The 18810-nt window shown below is 73.2% G+C and carries 16 protein-coding genes; 1 reads left to right on the plus strand and 15 read right to left on the minus strand.

The genetic code is table 11. The features are described from left to right. Position 1: 1 nt before the first annotated feature. The 10 genes from P2424_RS21680 to P2424_RS21725 all read right to left on the minus strand — a co-directional run bounded on the left by P2424_RS21680 (position 2) and on the right by P2424_RS21725 (position 10780). On the minus strand, positions 2 to 952 hold the full coding sequence (locus P2424_RS21680) for a protein phosphatase 2C domain-containing protein (RefSeq protein WP_276477417.1): 951 nt from the start codon (positions 950 to 952) through the stop codon (positions 2 to 4). Then, positions 949 to 1719, minus strand: a complete 771-nt coding sequence (locus tag P2424_RS21685; protein ID WP_276477418.1) for a VWA domain-containing protein — start codon at positions 1717 to 1719, stop codon at positions 949 to 951. Before P2424_RS21685 ends, P2424_RS21680 begins: the two co-directional genes overlap by 4 nt. Then, positions 1716 to 1952, minus strand: a complete 237-nt coding sequence (locus tag P2424_RS21690) for a hypothetical protein (protein ID WP_276477419.1) — start codon at positions 1950 to 1952, stop codon at positions 1716 to 1718. Before P2424_RS21690 ends, P2424_RS21685 begins: the two co-directional genes overlap by 4 nt. Positions 1953 to 2105: 153 nt before the next feature. Continuing rightward, entirely contained in the window at positions 2106 to 3233 is a 1128-nt protein-coding gene (locus P2424_RS21695; protein WP_276477420.1) for a hypothetical protein, read from the minus strand. A gap of 92 nt (positions 3234 to 3325) precedes the next feature. Continuing rightward, positions 3326 to 4003, minus strand: coding sequence for an RES family NAD+ phosphorylase (locus P2424_RS21700; protein ID WP_276477421.1), 678 nt, complete (start codon positions 4001 to 4003; stop codon positions 3326 to 3328). Beyond that, positions 4003 to 4788 (minus strand): hypothetical protein, encoded by a 786-nt coding sequence (locus P2424_RS21705; RefSeq protein ID WP_276477422.1) that lies wholly within the window; start codon positions 4786 to 4788, stop codon positions 4003 to 4005. Before P2424_RS21705 ends, P2424_RS21700 begins: the two co-directional genes overlap by 1 nt. 58 nt (positions 4789 to 4846) lie before the next feature. Further along, positions 4847 to 8458, minus strand: coding sequence for a CHAT domain-containing protein (locus tag P2424_RS21710; RefSeq protein ID WP_276477423.1), 3612 nt, complete (start codon positions 8456 to 8458; stop codon positions 4847 to 4849). A gap of 110 nt (positions 8459 to 8568) precedes the next feature. Further along, entirely contained in the window at positions 8569 to 9111 is a 543-nt protein-coding gene (locus P2424_RS21715) for a hypothetical protein (RefSeq protein WP_276477424.1), read from the minus strand. 145 nt (positions 9112 to 9256) lie between these two features. Then, positions 9257 to 10546 carry a condensation domain-containing protein gene (locus tag P2424_RS21720; protein WP_276477425.1) on the minus strand — a complete coding sequence of 430 codons (1290 nt, stop codon included), beginning with the start codon at positions 10544 to 10546 and terminating at the stop codon, positions 9257 to 9259. A gap of 36 nt (positions 10547 to 10582) precedes the next feature. Then, a complete protein-coding gene (locus P2424_RS21725; RefSeq protein WP_346660111.1) occupies positions 10583 to 10780 on the minus strand; it encodes an acyl carrier protein in 198 nt (65 codons plus the stop codon). A 261-nt stretch (positions 10781 to 11041) separates the two neighbouring features. On the opposite strand from P2424_RS21725, the gene P2424_RS21730 reads away from it, so the two are divergent. Further along, positions 11042 to 12547 (plus strand): amino acid adenylation domain-containing protein, encoded by a 1506-nt coding sequence (locus P2424_RS21730; RefSeq protein WP_276477427.1) that lies wholly within the window; start codon positions 11042 to 11044, stop codon positions 12545 to 12547. Between the two features lie 161 nt (positions 12548 to 12708). Here the strand turns inward: P2424_RS21730 and sbnA are convergent, their stop codons facing one another. From sbnA to P2424_RS21755, 5 genes are all read right to left on the minus strand, one after another. Further along, positions 12709 to 13716 (minus strand): 2,3-diaminopropionate biosynthesis protein SbnA, encoded by a 1008-nt coding sequence (sbnA, locus tag P2424_RS21735; RefSeq protein ID WP_276479070.1) that lies wholly within the window; start codon positions 13714 to 13716, stop codon positions 12709 to 12711. Positions 13717 to 13731: 15 nt separating this feature from the next. After that, positions 13732 to 14787 carry a 2,3-diaminopropionate biosynthesis protein SbnB gene (sbnB, locus tag P2424_RS21740; protein ID WP_276477428.1) on the minus strand — a complete coding sequence of 352 codons (1056 nt, stop codon included), beginning with the start codon at positions 14785 to 14787 and terminating at the stop codon, positions 13732 to 13734. A 53-nt stretch (positions 14788 to 14840) separates the two neighbouring features. Beyond that, positions 14841 to 15884: a TauD/TfdA family dioxygenase gene (locus P2424_RS21745; protein ID WP_276477429.1), complete on the minus strand. Its 1044-nt coding sequence runs from the start codon at positions 15882 to 15884 to the stop codon at positions 14841 to 14843. Then, entirely contained in the window at positions 15881 to 18460 is a 2580-nt protein-coding gene (locus P2424_RS21750) for an amino acid adenylation domain-containing protein (protein WP_276477430.1), read from the minus strand. Before P2424_RS21750 ends, P2424_RS21745 begins: the two co-directional genes overlap by 4 nt. An 84-nt stretch (positions 18461 to 18544) precedes the next feature. Then, the gene (locus P2424_RS21755; RefSeq protein ID WP_027761024.1) at positions 18545 to 18763 is read right to left on the minus strand and encodes an MbtH family protein; all 219 of its coding nucleotides are present in this window, start codon (positions 18761 to 18763) and stop codon (positions 18545 to 18547) included. Between the last annotated feature and the right edge of the window lie 47 nt (positions 18764 to 18810).

Here is an 18810-nt window from a genome sequence, read left to right on the forward strand (position 1 = left end):
GTCACCACCCGCCCGTCAGGGCGCACAGCACCGTCAGGTCGTCGCCGGTACGGGCTGCCTCCGGGCCGGAGAGCAGCGCTCTGAGGGGTTCGGCGTCGCCGCCGTTGGCACGGAGGGTCGACGCGAGTCCGCAGAAGAACCGCTCCGAGGGCAGCGGACCGGCCTGCGGCGGGAGCGCGCGGGCCGAGGGATGGTCGAGGGTCAGCGCCGTACAGCCGTCGGTGGCCAGGACCACTCCGGTCAGCTCCGGCTCCCACACGGCGAACGACCGCACCCGCAGCGCGGCGCCGGGCGAGGAGAGGAAGACCGGGCCGGGTCCGCCGGGGCCGGGCGGCGGGAGGACGAGGTGGCACCGCTCCGCGGCCTCCGGCGGCGGCCCGCCCGGCCCGGGAGTCGGCCCGGGGGACTCGATCGGCAACCCGCCGGATCCGGGAGGCGGCCCGGGGTCGGTCGTTCCGCGGGTGAGTACCGTGCCGAAGCAGTCGCCGACCGCGACGAACACGACCCAGGGCGGACGGAGGACAGCCGCGGCCACCGTGGCGGCCAGCGCTCCGGTGTCCACCGGCGGCGCGGAGGGTTCCTGGAGCGCCCGCGGCAGCCCGCCGGGTTCCTCGGGCCCGGCCTGCCCGGATAGTGCCGGGGGCCCGGCCGCGCGCAGTATCCCTTCGGCGGCCCGCAGGTGGTCGGCGACCAGCCGTGTCCCGCACGCGGCGGCCCAGCCGGTCCACACCCCGGGGGGCTCGTCCGTTCCGGGCACCCCCTCGGCCAGCACCCGGCAGGCCGTGTCCACGGCGAGGTGCGCACCGAGCGCGCTGCGCTCCCTGCCGCCGGCGCCGTCCGCCACTGCGAGCACCACCGCGTCGCCCAGGTCTGCCGCCCGGAACGCGTCCTGGCAGCCGCGCCCGGTGGCCAGATGGCCGGTGCCCTGCACGCCGGCCCCCGCGACGATCACCGGTGCTTCTCCTCGAGCAGCCGGATCCGCTCCTGCCGCTTCATCTCGGCCGACACCTGGACATGGATGTCGTCGACGGCGCCGAAGGCTCCGATGACGTCCGAGCTCTGGAACATCGACCCCAGGATCTGCTCGAAGTCCAGACCCTCCAGCCGCAGTGCGGCGTTGGGCGCGAGCATCCCGAGCAGTTCCAGGTCGGCGCCGCGCACTCCGACCGCCAGGAGGACGCATTCGCCCCGCTCCTCCCCGCTGCGCACCTTCCGCGCCGTGGCGGCGACAGCCGCGGGATCCGCCCGGCGGCCGTGCGCGTCGCTGGGCGCCCCGTCCGTCAGGACCCACAGGAAAGGCCGCCGCACCTGCACCCGCTGCGCCTGCAGCGTCCGGTACCGGTGGCGGGCCAGGCCCAGCGCGGTCTCCACGGCCTCGGTGAGCCGGGTGACCCCGGACGCCGTCAGGTGCGGCGGGCTCAGCTCGTCGACCGGCACGAAGAGCCGGTCGGCGGGGGCCTCCTCGACGGGGACGAGCGCGCCCCGCGTGGGATCGAGGACGCGCACCCGCGAGTCGAAGGTGATCAGGCAGATCTCCATCCGGGCGCGCAGGCGCAGTTTCCCCCGCACGCCGTCGAACAGGCGTCGCAGTGCCGCGTCGAGCTCCTCGATCCGCGGGCTCTCCGCCGGCCGCGCCATGGAGGCAGAGGTGTCGAGGAGCAGCACGACGGGTTGCCGTTCGTCGTAGCTCTCCGCGAGACCGAAGCCGGGTGTGCTCATCCGCGTGCGCCCCCGTCCTCCTCCTGCTCCGCCGGGGTGGATCCGGCGGGTGCGGCCCGGTACGCGACGAGCCGCCGCCGCTCCGCGTCGTACCCCACGACGACCTCCGTTCCCACGGGCGTCCCGGGGTCGTCCGGGAGCATCCGCAGCAGCACGCCCTCGACCAGTACGTAGGTGTCGGGAGCCGGCCAGGTCACGGTCCGGCCCGACGCCCCGTGAGCCCATTCCGCCATCCCACCACCCATTCGCGAACACTATGTGATCGGCCGTCAAAACTCCCTGCTGTGACAGGAATTCGCGCGGGAGGGCGCCCCCCGGCGCGCCCTCCCGCGGACACCCTCGGCACCGGCTTCACGCGGCGCGGGATGCCCTCCCATTCCATCGGGTCACCTGGTCGCCCGTCGGTCGTGCGCCGGGCGGATCCCGGCCGGAAGCCGCTCCACCAGCGCCGCCGCCTCCGGCGAACGCACCACGACGTGCAGGTCCCAGCCCGCGCCGCGCGCCGCGTCCGCCTCCACCGCGGCCCACACGGCGGCCAGGCCGGCGCCGTACGGCAGGCCGCCGCGCCCCGAGCCGAGCAGCGGGAAGCACACCGAGCGGAGCGGCGGGTCGAAGCGGTCACGCTCCTCGGCCAGGACCGCGAGCGCCCGGGAGGTGGCCCGGGTGACGTCGGACTGCAGCACGTCGTAGTCGTTGGTCCCGGCCCGCGGGACGGCGATCGCCGCGTGGTAGATCCGCCGCACCCCCTGCCCGGCCAGCGCCCCCGCACCGGTGGCGGCCACCGTGCCGGGAAGCACCGCGCGCCCCGCGGCGCCGTGCCGGGACGCCCAGCCGAGCAGTTCGTCGTGGAGCGGATCAGCCTGCAGGTCTCCGGTCACCCCGTGCACGGCGGCCGCCCGGCGCAGCGAAGCGGCGACGGAGGATTTGAAGCGCTCGGGCAGCGCGAGGTGGACGTTGACCGGGGAGACGACCACGTCCACGTCGCGCAGCAGATCCACGGGGTGCACATGGAGGGTCAGCGCCACGGTCCGGCCGCCGGCCGCGACCCGTACCGTCCGGTGCGTACCGGAGCCGTCCCCGTCAGCGGTCCGGGCCGCGACCGCGTCGGCTGCCCCGCCGGATCCGCCGCCCGGCCGGCTCGCGAGGCGCACGATGTGCTCGGCGACCTGGCCGAGGACCATCACCTCGTGATCCTTGCGGAACCGCTCGACGCTCACCCCGTACACCGAGGCCGCCCTGGCGCGGCGGGAGGCCGCGGGCCAGTCGCGGGTGCCCTGCGCCAGCCCGAGGGTGTACTCGGCGGCGGTGCGCAGCGTACCGGCGTCCAGCCGCGCCACAGCGAGCCGCAGCAGAGCCTCCACGGCGGCGCCGGGGGTGCGGGCACCGGTCGCCGTCCCGGCCGCGGCCGACTCCAGGACGGGCAGCGCGCGGCCCCGCAACCGGACCAGCCCCGCACGCCGAACCTTCTGCAATTCGGCGAAAAGTGACGCCTCATCAGGCGCGGTCGATGCCATAGGACCACCATGCACCGGGCGTCAGCCGCGAACAAGACTGATCGCCGCGGCCGGGGACGCCGCCGCTCGGCATCCCCGGACGGGAACCCGCCTCACCTCCCCGCCGGCTCGGAGATCCGCGCCCGGAGAGGTTCGAGCAGGCGATTGACCGCGGCGATGCCGTCGGCGGAGTCCAGGGCCGGGACACCGCCGTCCGCCACGGCCTCCAACGGCTTGCCGTCCCAGCGGGCGAACCGGTCGTGGAAGAGCACCAGCGCGTGCTGCGGCCGGTTGTGCCGCGACTGCCAGACCAGCCCCATGGCACCCGGCGCCTGCGCCCGGATCTCGCTCGCCCAGCGCCTGGCCGGGACGTAGTTGCGCTCGTCCTCCAGAAGCGTGGCGTCCTGGCAGACCGCGGCCAGGTCCTCCGCCTCGACCAGCGAGACCAGGTCCAATGCGCACCTGGTCCGCACGGCGCTCAACGAGCGGCCCCGGACCGCGGCGTAGGGGATCAGCCGCAGACCCGCGGGCGGTTCGAAGGGACGCGAGCGCAGCACACTCTCGGCGAGCGCCGTGGTCGGGGTGTCGGCCAGATACAGGCAGTGGTACGGGTCCAGCGACGTGCCGTCGAAGCGGTTGCCCTTCCGGAACTCGAACGGGTCGGCGAGCGTCGGGTTGAACGCGTCCGGGGCACGGCGCGCGCTGTGCACCCGCCACAACAGGGTGCCCGCCGGGAGCACCCGGTGGTTGGGGCGCAGTTGCAGCGACGTCATGGGGAAGAGGGCGCCCATCAGTCCTCCTCCACCAGAGCGGCGGCCGCACCCACCAGTGCGCGGTCGGGCAGGTGTCCCAGCAGCGAGGCGGGCGCGCCGCCGAGCCAGGTGTTGCCCTCCAGCCACCAGGCCGCCGCGCCCCAGGGGTCGATATCCGCGAGCAGCAGCCGGTTGACCTCCAGGACGACCTCGCGCGGGGCACCGTCGGCCGCGGCGAACTGGAACGCCGGGTAGTGCTCGCGCCCCAGCGGATCGGAGAGCCTGATCAGTTCGGAGGGCGGCGCCGCTCCCCCGCAACGGGCCCGCGCCTCGTCCGCGGGAAGGGCCGGTTCCCGAAGCAGCCGTTCGTGGATGTCCAGGACGCTCCCGGGGCCCGGATCGGGGCCGGCGCCAGGATCGGAGTCGGCGCCGGGGGCCTGGTCGGGGACAGGGACCGGGTCGGGGGCAGGGCCGGAACCGGCTGCCGGGAATCCCGTCAGCGCGGTGGCCAGCTCCCGCGCGTCCGCGACGGTCGCCGGTCCCGGCGGTGTCCCGGCCAGCCGGTCGGAGTCCAGCGCGCGATGCACCGGATGGTCGTAGGGCAGCGACAGCCGTGTCAGGAGCACCCGCACGCCCTGGAACGCCCTGCGCACCGCCCGGTCATCGTCCGCCGAGGTGCTCGCCAGAGCTTCCAACCGGGCCAGCAGCAGCGCGTACTGCTCCTCGCCGAGCGCCGCACGCACGGCCTCCCGGTGCTCACCGACCAGTGCGAGCAGAGGGTGCACCGGTGCGCCGGGCCGGTCACCCGCTCCGTCGTCGCTCATCCCTTCCCCTTCCCCTTCCTCGGCCGTCCTCGGCCTTTCCCGGCCTCCCCCGCCTTCTTCAGCCCCCCTCGGCCTGCCTCGGTCCTCCTCGGTCCGTGTCCGGCACCCGGCGGCCCCGCCCCGGGTGCCCCTGGTGGATGAAGGCGGCCCAGAAACGGGCCCGGTCCAGATCGGGTCGCTCCATCTGCCGCAGCAGCGGGCCGTGGAGCGAGCCCGGGTTCTTCCGGTCCGGGTCGAGCATCCACAGTTGCGCGGCCCTGAGCGCGTCGGCGGGACCGAGCCCGTCGACGGTCGCGTAGTGGTGGAAGACGGCCATCAGCAGCGCCGACACCGCGTCGTCGGTCCGCCACCGCGAGCCCACGACGTCCCGCGCCCCGCCCGAGACGAAAGCCGTGGTGAGGGTCAGCGCCTCGTCGTGATCGCGAGTGCTCAGATCGGTCTGGCAGGCGCTCAGCACGACCAGCGGCGCCCCGGCGCCCGCCCCGGTGGAGTCCGCGCGCTCGGCACCCCCTCGCGCGGCGGGCCGGTCCAGCAGCCTGGTCACCGTCAGCATGCCGGGATCCGGCCCCGTCCCGTGTGCGTCCGGGCCCCCGGTGTCCTCCGGCGCGGCAAGGTGCAGGGCGGAGACCGTGGGGCGGGTGCCCGCCGATCCGTGGGAGGCGATGTGGAGCAGCGAGGCCCCACCGGCGAGCAGCGCGAGCACGTCCTCGGGCGTGCCGGGGTGCAGTTCCTCCTCCGGCAGCTCGAAGATCCCTCCGCACATTCGCGCTTCCCGGTAGAAGGCGTCCCGCAGCGCCATGACCTCGACTTCCGCGTGCGCCAGGTCCATGCCCGGATCGGCCAGCAGCACCGGCGCCGCCGCCGGATCCCGCGGCGCGCGGCGCACCGAGCGCAGGAACTCGCCGCCGGACGCCGCGTAGCTGACCACCGTGTTCCGGCACAGGTGTTCCCGGCCCGCCGCACCCGCCCGGCTCGCGGCGTGCCAGGGGACGATGCCGAGCCGCCCGCAGGGCACCAGGACGATCCGGAGCAGCCCGTCCGCCGCCGGCCGTTCCGCCGCCTCGCGGTCTTCCGCGGGCCGGTCCGCAGCCTCGCGGCCTTGCGTCGGCCGCTCCGCCAACCTTTCGCGCACCCCGCCGAGTACCGGGTCGAGCACCGCGTAGGCCCAGTCGCAGAGCGCCGCGAGGGTCTCGTCCCAGGTCTGCTCGGCGGACGGATCGGCGGAACGCCCGCTCCCCGCGGCGTCGCGGGCGGCGGTGGCGTCGAGGTAGTCCTCCAACGGGCCGGACCCGCTACCGGACAGCAGCGGCGCCACCCCGACCGCGGCACCGAGCCGGGGCGCCACGACGAGCACCACGCCGGGATTCTCACCCTCGCCGGGGACGAGGTAGACGAGCGCGTCGGCGCCGCTGTCCGCCACCCCGTCCGAGAGGGCACTCAGCGACGGGGTGGCGAGCAGACCGTCCTCGTCCCGGTAGCCCAGTGCTTCCAGAGCCCGACGGCGCAGTGTGCTCGGCATCCGGCCCGGTACCCCGCCCTCGTCACTCTCCGCTGCGTCCCCGGCCGCCCCGCGGGCCGCCCGCCACTGCTCGGCGAGCGTGTGGTGTCCCCCCGCATCGAGCAGTTCGGGAACCGCGGAGGACGTGGACGCCGCATGCAGCACCAGCGCGCGCCCCAGTTCCAGCACGGCCACCGCCTCGTGCAGCCGTCCCTGCGAGGCCGCCCACAGCGCGGCCTGCACCCCCCTGTTCGCACCGGAGCGGGCCGCCAGCAGCCCGTGCTCGGCACCGGCTTGGAGGAGGACGTCGGCGGCGAGCGCCGTCAGCGCCTCCTTGGCCGCCTCCAGCGCTGCGATGTCGGCCACCTCGTCCTGGAGAACCGCCCGTTCGCGGTACGCCTGGGCCAGCTCCCACAGCACGTCGGCGGCGATCCGCGGCGCCTTCCCCTCCCGGACCCGGTCGCGGACCCGCTCCAGTTGGCCGATCAGCGCGTCGAGGAGGGCGGGGTCGCGGGTGAGGGAGAAGCGCAGGGCCAGGTCGAGCGCGGCGGCGTGCAGTTCCTCCGGCGAGGCGTCGGGGGGCGCGGGAACATGCTCGTGCACCGGCGCCGGGTCGCCGCCGAGGCCCGCGCGGAGCAGGTCGAAGTCCGGGAGGGGCGGAAGCGGCAGCCGGTCGGCGAACGGGAGGGCGCTCACCCCCGCGTGCCCCCGCTCGATGTACGGCAGCGCACGCAGCACCATCGCCCTGTCCCCGGTGACGGTGCCCAGCCTGGCGAGGGCCGCGCCCAGTGCCCACAGGACGACGAACCGGAACGGCTCGTCGTCGGGAACGGAGCCCTCCAGCGCCTCCGCCTCGGCCACCAGTTGGCGGAGCGTGTGGACCTCCTCCGTCTCACCCGCCGCCAGGACCCGGGTGTACAGCGCGAACGCCCGGCCCCAGAGCGCCGGGTCCCCGACTCCGGCGGGCAGCTTGCCCGCCAGCGAGCTGAGGTGGCCGACGACGGCCGACAGGTGGGCGCGCCCCGCCGCGCTGTCCTCGTGGGTGCCGCCGACGCCGGGAGAGATGTTGAGCAGCAGTGCCCGCAGAGTCTCCAGCGCGTCGGTCGGATCCGGGCCGGGGGGCGGCAGGCCCTGGACGGCATGCAGTCGCCGCAGCAGGGCGTCGAGTGCCTCGGGGTCGCCGTTCTTGAGCACGTCCTCCAGACCCCAGGTGGTGGCATGGACGGCGTCCATGGCGGCGGTGAGGCGGTGGATGTCGTCCGGGGTGAACGCGGGTCCCCGAGGCGTCGGCCGGCCCGGAGGCGGGTCACTGTCCGCGGACGGCCCCGGAGGCGGGTCCGCGGGCCGGGGCGGGCCGGGTCGCGGGCCGGACCCGGCCGGGTCGGCCCGCTCCGCCGACGAGGACGGGCCGTCCTGGCCCGGCCCGGGTCCGGGCGGCTCGCGGTCCGGGGGGCCGGGCGGGGCCGCGGAAGCGGCGGCGTTGCCGGTGGAGCCCCCGGCCGCGGTGAAAGCGTTCTCCATCGTCTGCCGCATCTGCTCCGCGAAGGGTGAGCCGGCGGGCATCATGGTCGCGAGCAGGTCGGGGAGCGACAGTCCCGACGGAGCGGTGGTGGCGCGGTGCATCTGCCGGAGTTGGGCCAGGAAGTCCTCCGGCAGCGGCAGTTCGAGCACCTCCCCGATCAGCGTCTGAAGCTCCGCCGCGGCCTGCGCCATTCCGGCGGGGCCGGTCCGGGCCGCCCACGCGGCGTAGGCGGAGAGGTCGGGCGCGCCGCCCGAAGCGCCCGGCTGCATCTGCAGCGGTGAGACGAGCGGCAGCAGGAAGAACGCCGCCCAGCGGCGGTCCTCCTCGCACGCGGCCGCGCCCTGCTCCGTCGCACGGTCCCGTACGCCGCGCAGCAGCGCCTCGGCACGCTCGCGGTCCCCCGGCCCGCCGCAGCCGGCGAGGCTCCGCGCGGCCAGCGCACCTCCGAGCCAGACACGCACCGCGCTGCGCAGGCCCGGCTCGTGGTCCAGCAGCCGTTCCAGTTGCTCGAGTTCGGCGACGGACGCGTCGTAGGCGCCCGGCGGCACCGCGCCGTCGCGAACGGCGGGCAGCAGCCGCTTGGCCCGCTCGGCGGCGTCGGCCGCCCAGGCACGCAGTCCCGCGACACCACCTGTCTCCTCGCCGTTCACGGGCAGCCCTCCTCTCCGGGACCCTCGACAGACTCGGGCCTCCGGCCCGGGCAACCGCCACTATGCCGATCCGAGGGCGCCGTTGGGAGGCGATCTCGTGCTTTCGCAGCTCAACGCCCGGAATCCGACCGGGAGACGCCCAGTTCGGCGCGCATCTCGCGGCGCGCCTGCCGCAGCCGGCCCCACAGCGCGTCGATGCGCCGCTGGGCCGCGGCCGGGGAGTCCCCCTCCCGCGATACGCCCTCGTCCAGGCGCCGGACGGTGCCGTAGACCGCGCCCAGGTCGCGGCTGAGATCACCCGCGAGGTCGAGCACCCGCTCCGGCACCCGCATCTGGGCCTCGGCGTACACGTCCCGGTACTGGTCCCGGGCCTCGGTCAGCCGCTGCCGTGCGGAGGCCAGATCCTCGGTGCGGCCCAATGCGTGCAACTGGTCGGTGAGTGCGGCCAGGTACTGCCGCGCTGAGGTGTTCAGTGCCACATAGCACGACCGCAGCTCCTGAGCCTGGCTGCGGCGCTGCCACAGCTCCTCGGCGCGGTCCTGCTCGCGGCGGCGGCTGCGGTCTGCCGCGCGCTGGGTCAGCAGCGCGGACAGCAGCGTCCCGACGACTCCGACGACCGCGACCACGGGCGCGGTCGCACCCTCGATCTCCATGCCGGCTCCCTCCGCCGTCTGCGGTCCGCCGCCAGCGAAGCAGCGGACCCGGCTGCGGTGAACGCCCGGGCCGGACATCGCCCGGTCTCCGCCCCGCGGCCGCCCACCCGGGTGGCGGGCCGGCCGCCGGCGGTGCCGGGCGGGGTCAGGGCGCTGCGGGCGCCTGCTCCAGCAGGCCGCTGACCGAGCGGAGCAGGGCGACGATGTCCTCGACGAGCCGGGTCAGTTGAGCGCGGTCGTAGAGTTCGGCGTTGCCGTCCAGAGCGATCTGCAGGCCGCGGCCGTCCATCCGGTCGTAGACGTTGATCGTCAGGTCCTCGACCGGACCGGAGCACAGGGTGTGCACGGTGGCCGGATGGCCCGCGTAGTCCCCGTGGTAGTTGAAGGACATGATGTTGATGTCGGGGCCGAACTGCTTTCTCCCCTCGGGAAGTGCGGGCAGCTCGCGCACCAGATGCTCCTGGGGGTAGCGCTGGTGCCGCAGTGCTTCCTCCAGACGCTGCGAGGTCTGGGCCACCACATCGGCGAAGGGGGTGTCCGGGCCGAACGAGAGCCGCAGCGGCACCACGTTGGTCACCATGCCGGGCACCCTGCGCAGCATCGGTTCCGTGCGGGCGGTCACCGGCAGGCCGACGACCGGTTCCCGGACGCCGGTGGCCTGCTGCAGCCGCACGGCGACCGCGGCGACGACCACCTCGGGCCAGGTCACGTCGAGTGCGCGGGCCGCACCGCGCAGGACATCGAAGTCCGCGGGTGTGAGGTGGCCGCTCTCGCGCAGCGAGGCGCGGGAGGCGGTCGGCCGCCAATCGGTGAAGGCGGCCGTCTCGGTCTGCCCGGCGAGCCGGTCCAGCCAGAACTGCCGGTCGCGCGGGTACTCCTCGGACTCCTGATAGGCGAGGTCGGAGGCGATGACCTGCTCCAGGGTGCCCGGCGGGCGCGGCCTGCGGGGCCGGCCGGTCGCCAGCGCCGTGTAGACGTCGGCCACGTGAGAGGCGATCAGGGCCAGGCCGAAGCCGTCGAGGACGATGTGGTGGGCCGCGCGGTACCACAGGGTGCGCTCTGCCCCCAGCGTGAACAGCGCCCAGGTGACGAGGGGGCCTTCGGCGAGGTCGTACTCCTTGGCCAGGTCCTGCCGCATCCACCGCTCGGCGGCCTGCCGGGGGTCGGGGTCGCCGCTGACGTCGATGCGGTGCAACGGGATGTCGACGGTGTCGTCGACATATTGGCACAGCCCCTCGTCACCGATGTCGAACCGCGCCCGCAGGGCCGGGGTCGCCGCCACGACCTCGCGGAGCGCCTGCTGGAGGAGGTCCGGCTGCACCGGCCCGGCGATGTCGCAGTACTCGCCGATGTTGAAGGACCTGTCCTCCGGGTCGAGCTGCTGCGCCATCCAGACTCCGGTCTGGGCCGAGGACAGCGCCAGTTGTGCGGCCATCAGTCACCCTCTCCCCGCCCGCCGGGCGGGACGTCCCTACGCCGCATCGTGCGGAGCGGCCGGCTCGGTCCCGGTACGCCCGGAACGCAGTTCGGCGACGAACTCGCAGACCGAGTCGAGGCTGTGGAACCTCTCCCCGACGGCGCTCCCGGTGGGCAGGACCACATCGAAGCGCTTCTCGACGAAATTTCCGAGCCGGGCCACGGAGAGGGAATCGAGAATCCCCCATTCCAACAGCGGAGTATCCCCCTCCACTTCTCCTTGCCCCTTCAGGACACTCTCCTCCACATATCCCTTGACAGCCTCGAAAACCTCATTGTCCCGCACATGGACCCCCGAGTCCGCATCAGTTCTTCGCCGGAACCACCGCCCGACTCGCCGTCACGCTACTATGCTGCCGGATGCTACTGAGCCGCCGGAAAACCTGTCAAGGTTCGCAGGATTTGACCAAATCCTCCCGGCTGTGCGGGCCAAGAGATACGGAGACGTACCGTGATGCTCCACCAACTCGTGCGGGACGCAGCCCGAAATATCCCGGACGCCACCGCCGTGGTCGGTCCGGACGGCGCAGCGACATACGGATATCTGGACGACTGGGCTGATGCGCTCGCCCTCGAACTCGCTCGCCTCGGCGTGGGCCGCGGGGACCGGGTCGGAATATGGCTCGACAAATCGGCGGCCGCCGTCGCCGCGATGCAGGCCGTGCTGCGGCTGGGCGCCGCCTATGTTCCACTCGATCCGCAGGCCCCACCCCGCCGCACGGCGAAACTGGTGGCCGACTTCGCACCCAGGGCCCTGGTGGCGCCGCCGGAGCGGGAAGAATCACTGGCGGAGTTCGGCACCGCTCCGGCAACCCTCCGCCGCTGGCCGGACGGCTCTCCCTGGGAGCGCCTGCCGGCCGGCCGGCCGCCCGCGCCGGACCGGACCCTCCCCTCGCCCACCGGCACCGAGGACGACCTCGCCTTCATCCTCTACACCTCGGGTTCGACCGGCGAACCCAAGGGCGTGTGCCACAGCCACAACAGCGCATGGGCCTTCGTCTCCTGGGCGGCCGAGACCCAGAAGGCACACGCAGCGGACCGGTACTCCAATCACGCTCCTTTCCATTTCGACCTGTCCGTCAACGATATCTATGTGCCGTTCTCCGTCGGCGCTTCCGTGCACCTGGTGCCGCAGGAGACCGCATATTCGGCGAAGGGACTCGTGCAGTTTCTGCTGGACCACCGGATAACCGTCTGGTATTCGGTTCCCGCAGCCCTCATGCTGATGATGCGGCACGGTGGCCTACTGGACACCCCCGTGCCGTCGCTGCGTTTTCTGCTGTTCGCCGGAGAGGTCTTCCCCATCGGCCCGCTGCGGGAGTTGCGCGCCCACCTCCCGTACTGCCGGTTCATGAATCTCTACGGCCCGGCCGAGACCATCATCAGTACCGGCCACGAGGTCGTGGAGATCGACCCGGGCCGTATTCTCCCGGTACCCATCGGCACCGGCGCGTGCGGAAATTCCGTAACCGTGCTGCGGCCCGACGGCAGCCGGGCCGGGACCGGCGAGGAAGGCGAGATCGTCGTCACCGGACCGAGCGTGATGCTCGGCTACTGGGGCCGCCCGCCGGTGACCGACCGGACCTATGCGACCGGCGATCTCGCCCAGGTGCTGGGGGACGGGAGCCTGCAGTTCGTCGGCCGCCGGGACAGCATGGTGAAGGTACGCGGCAACCGCATCGAACTGAGCGAGATCGAGGCCGTACTGCAGAGCCACGAGGGAGTGGCGGATGCCGCCGTGCAGGTGGCGGGCAGCGGCATCGACGCCCGTATCGTCGCGCACGTGGTGCCCGCCTCGGAGCCCGCGCCGTCTCTCATCGAGCTGAAGCGCCACTGCGCGCAGCAGCTCCCGCGGCACTCGATCGTCGACAGCGTGCACCTCTTGGACACCCTGCCCCGCAACCCCAACGGAAAGGTCGACCGCAGGCTGCTGGCCGACCGGGCCGGCGAGAGCGGCTGAGCCCCGGCACCGGGACCGGCGCGGGGCCCGCACCTCGCGCCGCCTCCCGGCCGGTGCGGCCGGTCCGGTGCGGGCCGCCCCGTCCGGCCGCGGAGTGGCGCCGCCGGGATCGACGGCGCACAGCGCCCGCCGCAGGGCCCGGACGGAGCGGCCGGCGCCGCTCATCGGGCCGGGAACTCGGCCAGCGGCAGGCCGTCCAGCGCGGAGTCCTCCTCGGCGAACGCGGCCACCCCGTACACGTCCTGGACCCAGGAGTTGCGGTAGACCGTGTCCAGGTAGCGCTCGCCCAGGTCGGGTGAGATCGCCACGGCGGTCACCTCGGCTCCCGGCCGGTGGGTGGCGAGCCACCGCTGCGCTCCGGCCACGACCGTCCCGGTCGAGCCGCCGAACAGGAATCCCGCCCCGGCCAACCTGCGGCAGGCGCGCACCGTCTCCGGTTCCGGCACCATCACCACGTCGTCGACGTAGGAGGCGTCCAGGAGCTGCGGGCGGACGCCCGCGCCGAGTCCCGGGATCATCCGGGTCCGGGGCGAGCCGCCGAAGGTCACCGACCCCACGGTGTCGACCGCCACGACGGTCACCGGGCGTCCCGACTCGCGGAAGTAGCGGGCGCACCCCATCAGGGTGCCCGTGGTGCCGGCGCCGACGAAGAGCACGTCGAGGTCGGGGAACTGCTCGGCGATCGCGGGGGCCGTGGTCCGGTGGTGGGCGATCCAGTTGTGCGCGTTCGTGTACTGGTTGAGCCACACGTAGCGCGGGTCGGAGGCGCACAGGTCCCGGACGTACTCCAGCCGCGCGCCCAGGAAGCCGCCTTCCGCGTCCGGCCGGTTCACGGAGTACACCTCGGTCCCCATGGCCTCCATCAGCCGGCGCGTGCTCTGGTTGCACCGGGCGTCGGTCACACAGAGGAAGCGGTAGCCCGCGTTCGCGGCGATCATGCTGAGTGCCACGCCCAGATTGCCCGAGGACGACTCGACCAGGACGGAGTCCTCCGTCAGCAGTCCGGACTCCTCGGCCTGCGCCACCATGGCCGCGGCCGCCTTGAGTTTGATGGAACCGGCGAAGTTGAATCCCTCGCACTTGAGATGGAGCGCGCTTCCCAGAAGCGGCCGCAGATCTATGTAGAGGTCCTCGGTGTTGAAGTCCTGCGGTGCGCTGATCACCGTCAACGTGGCCACCCCGCCCTAAGCATGTTCATCGTCGGCCCCGACGTCCCCGTAGCGGCTGGTCTCGTGGAAGAAGCCGTCGACGACGCCCAGTTCGCCCCGCTCGCGTACGGCGTCGTAGACGTGTTTGCTCACCGCGAGGTCGAGCACGCCCAGGCCGAACGGCGAGAAGATCACCGGGCGGTCGGCGGGCACCCGCACCCGGTCCGTCATCACGTCGAAGAGCGTCCCGTCCAGGAAGTCGCGGTGCCCCACGCGCTGTTCGGCCAGGTGCGGTGAGGTGTCGGCCTTCAGGCAGTGTTCGACATCGTCGACGATGTTGGCCGACGTGAGCACGATCTCCGGCGCCAGGTCACGCAGCGAGACATGCAGCACCACCGGGTTGTGCGAGAACCACGAAGGGTCGCTGACGTGCGGGACTCCCGCCACCGTCGCGAACACCACCAGGTCGCTGGAGCCGACCAGCTCCTCCGCCGTCCCGTGCACGGTGACCCGACCGCCGCCGCCGGACCGTTCCAGGTAGGAGCGGAATCCGTCCGCGTGCTCGGGGCTGAGATCGTGCACGCCCACCTCGTCGAAAGACCAGCCGGCGGCGTGCAGATAGGTGTGGATGTAGCGGGCGATGAAGCCGGTGCCGAAGAAGCCGACGCGACGCGGCCGCCCGCGCTCCCTGGTCAGCCAGTCCGCGGCCAGGGCCGCCGAGGCCGCGGTGCGCGCGGCGCTGATGATGGAACTCTCCATACAGGCGATCGGATAGCCGGTCTCCTGGTCGTTGAGGATCGCGACCGCGGAGGCCCGGGGGATCCCGGCCTCGATGTTCTGCGGAAAGCTGGATATCCACTTCACCCCGTCGACCCGGGTCCGCCCGCCGACGGACGCGGGCAGGGCGATGATGCGCGAGGCGGGCCGGTCGGGGAACCGCAGGAAGTACGAGGGCGGGTTGACCGTGTCTCCCTCGCCGTGCACCCGGTAGGTAGCCTCGATCAGCTCGATGAGCAGCCGCTCCTGCCCGGTGAGTACCTCGTGCACCTGTGAGCCGGGGATGACGGCGAAGGGAGGGATCTGTGCGTTCATGACGAAGCGCGGCTCCGTTCTGGAGAGGGGATGTGCAAGGCGCGGCCGACAGGTCAGGAAGCCACGTCGGGCAGATGGGTGGGGGCGCAGTCGGCCAGGCGCACCGGGGCGCCCAGAACCATGCCGACCTCGCGCGATCCGGTGTACGGCTCGCGGCTGTGCGCCATACGGATGTTGTCGACCAGGAGGACGTCTCCGGCCTGCCACGGTTCGCGCACCGTCGCCGCTTCGTACGCCTCGTTGACGGCCTCCACGACCTCCGCCTCGACAGCCGCCCCGTCGCCGTACCGGCTGTTGAACGGCAGCCCGTCCGCGCCGAACTGCGCCACCAGGTACTCCCGCACCGCGGGATCCATCGTCCATTCGTTGAGGAACGCGATCTGGTTGAACCAGACCCGGCGCCCGGTCCGGGGGTGCCGGATGACCGCCGAGCGGCGCTGCCTGGTCCGCAGCCCGCCGTCCGGCTGCCAGTCGTAGGCGATGCCGTTGGCCCGGCAGTACTTCTCCGCTGCCGCCCGGTCGGGCGCGTCCAGCGCCTCGGTCCAGGGCACCCCGACCAGGTCGTTGTAAGAACGCGTCAGCGACCAGCCGACCTCCGTGAAGCGCTCCACGACGGCCGGGGGCAGGGCCGCGAGCACCGCTTCGGCATCGGCGAGTCCGGTGACGCCGCCGGCGGCCGGGGGCGTGAAGCATCCCATGAGCAGCAGCCGGGGAAACTCCAGGGCATAGCTCAACTCGTGGTGCATGCACATCGGCTGGTCCGGCGGCCACTCCAGGGACGAGAAGACCGGCCCGCCCAGCGGACGGCGCCGCGCGAACGCCTCCGTCTGGGTCAGGTGCCGTCCCAGGAGCCGCTCGCCGAGGCGGCCGAGAGCTGCCGCGTCGCGCGCCTCCAGGCCGCGGATCAGCACGGCACCGTGGCGGAGCACGGCCGCCTCCAGCGACTGTGCGCGCTCGCCGATCCAGTCCTGGAGCGCGTCGGCCCCCACAGGCGCGCCGACGCGCAGGATCGGGGGCTTCCCGGGAGCCAGTTCCAGGCCGAGATCGTCGGCGGGCTGCTCCTCGGCAGTCGGCGTCGGTGCGGACGGCTGCGTCATGTGCTCTGTTCCTTCCCCTGCTGCTGGTGCTCGTCCATGACCCTGGCCAGCTCGGCCAGAACGGGGTTGTTGACGATGTCCTCGAGCGAGGCGGTGCCGCCGCTCTCGACTCCGAGGCGGACCGCCGAGAGCGAGGTGCCGCCGGACTCGAAGAAGTGCTGCCCCCGGGTGATCTCCGCGAGCGGGATGTTCAGCACCCGCGCCCACTGCTCGGCCAGCCGCCGCTCCGTCGCCGTCCGGGGCACGGTCTCCCCGCCGGGTGCGGCGGGCTCCGCGGAGCGGGACGCGGCCTCGGTCGCCTCCCGGGCCAGCACCTTCTTGTCGATCTTGCCGTTGCCGGTGAGCGGCAGGGCCTCCCGGTGGTGGTAGATCCGCGGCACCATGTACGCGGGCAGGGCGCCGCCGAGAACCTTGCGCACCTCGTCCACGGACAGCGGAAGGTCCGCGGCGTAGAAGGCGGCCAGATGCTTCTCCCCGTCGGTTCCCTCCACGACGACGACCGCGGAGTCCCGTACGCCCGGCACGCGCAGCAGATGGTTCTCGATCTCACCGATCTCGATGCGGAACCCGCGGATCTTGGTCTGGGAATCCCGCCTGCCCAGGAACTCCAGCGCACCGTCGGGGAGCCGGCGGCCGATGTCCCCCGAGCGGTAGAGGCGCTCCCCCGGCCGGTGGGGATCGGTACCGAAGGCGGCGGCCGTCCGCACCGGATCGTTGATGTAGCCGCGGCCCACGCACACCCCGGAGAAGACGATCTCCCCGGGTGCCCCGAGCGGGACCGGGACGAGCTGCTCGTCGACCACGTAGACCCGGACGTTGCGGACGGCGGGGCCGAGGGGCACCCGGTCGTGGTCGGGCACCCGGTCCATGACCGCGTGGTTGGTGTCGTCCGACGTCTCGGTCAGCCCGTAGGCGTTCACCAGCCTGATGTGGGGGAACACCGCGAACCAGCGCTCGACCAGCTCCTTCTTCAGCGCCTCACCGGTCGCGGAGACCACCCGGAGGCGGCCGAGTCCGCGCTGCTTCTCCTCCACCCAGGAGAGCATCACCTCCAGGTAGGAGGGGACGACCTGCAGCACTTCCACCCCGCCGCCGACCAGCGCTTCGACATACCGCTCGATGTCGAGGACCTCCCGCTGCCCGACGACCAGCGTGCGGGCCCCCACCAGCAACCCGCTCACGAGCTGCCACAGGGAGATGTCGAAGCACTGCGGCGCGGTCTGGGCGACCACCTGCCCGGCATCGATCTCCAAATCCTCGATCTTGGCGAGGAGATGGTTGAGCATGCCCGCGTGCTCGCACATCGCGCCCTTCGGCTCGCCCGTCGAACCGGAGGTGAAGTAGATATACGCGAGCTGTCCGGCACCGACGGGAACACGAGGATCGACGTCCACCCCCTCCCGCTCCTCCGCCAGAACGTCGGCGAGATACAGGCGCGTCGGCACCTCGCTGTCCGGCTCCGGTCGGCCGGAGGACCCACGCGAGCCGGGATCCGCCGACGCCTGATCGAGAGTCGCTGTGCTGCCGGGCTCGGTGAGCACGAAACGGCATGCACTGCGACCGAGCATGGCCGCGATCCGGTCGGCCGGGAAATGCGGCTCCACCGGGAGATACACACCCCCCGCTTTGAGGACACCGAGGACCGCGGCCATCCAGGGCAGGTTCCGCTCGGTGACCACCGCCACCACGTCCTCGGGACACAGCCCGCGGGTGAGCAGCGCGTGGGCGATCCGGTTGGCGCGGCGGTTGAGTGCGTCGTAGCTCCACTCCGTGCCGTCGTGCACGGCGGCGACCCGATCGGGGTGCTCGCGCACCCGCTCCTCGAACAGCTCGTGCATCCGCCGGTCCGGCAGGGGGCGCCGCGGCCCGGCCAGCCCGTCGATCTGATGGGCGAGCTCCGCGGCGGACAACAGACTCCGCAGGTGATGCTCAGCCGTGCCGTCGGCGGTCATCGTCGCGAGGGCGGTGAGCAGGTAGCCGCCGACGCGCTCGGCGTAGGGGCCATCGAGGACGTCGCTGCGGCCCAGCAGCCGCAGGCGCACTCCGTCCCGCTCCGCGCGGAAGCCGACACGCAGAACGCAGGTACCCGGCAATCCGTCATCGGCCGCCCGGCCGGCGGGCACCGCGGACGTGGCAGGGCCGACGGCGGAGAAGGCCGATAGGTCGAGAACCACCTCGAAACCGGAGGCAGCAGGAGCGGGCTGCTCCGACCCCGCCGACGACGGCATGGCACGCTCGGCGGCGAGCACCAACTGGTGCCAGTCGCCGTCCGCCACCAGCAGACCGCACGGCTCCGGGTCGCCCCCGCCGGGTGCGAGGACCCCGGTCAGGACGTCCCGCTCTCCGCTGAGCACGGCGAGGACCTTCGCATGCGCGGCAAGGAGTACGGACTCGGGCCGCACCCGCAGCCGGTCGGCGAGTGCGCCGAGGCCCCGGACCGTGTCGGCCGGGACCGGGCACTCGTACTCGGTCCTCGGCGTGTCGGCATGCCGCGGCTCGCTCCGCCACCGCGGAACGGCCGAAGCGATCCCGGGTCCGGGGGGTGTGCCGCCGTCGGCCACTGTCGGTGTACCCATCGATTCCGTGCCCTTACCAGAGAGGTTGGAGACCGGTGGCGCTCTCCCACTGAGAGCGCCACCAGGGGGCGGCCTTCAGCCGCTTCAGGACTCCGCGGCGGCCATGGCCGCGATCAGGCTGGCCGGCCGCATGTCCGTCCAGTTCTCCTCGACATACGCGAGGCAGGCGTCCCTCGTGTCAGCCGACTTGGCGACGGTCCAGCCATCGGGTACGTCGATGAACTCGGGCCACAGCGAGTGCTGCCCCTCGTCGTTGACGAGTACGACGTAGGTGCCGTCGGGGTCCTCGAAAGGGTTGGTCATGGCTCTTCCTCTCTTCCATCTCGTGGCTCAGCCGACATACGCGGCTT

The sequence above is a fragment of the Streptomyces sp. WMMB303 genome (assembly GCF_029351045.1).
Classification (GTDB): domain Bacteria; phylum Actinomycetota; class Actinomycetes; order Streptomycetales; family Streptomycetaceae; genus Streptomyces.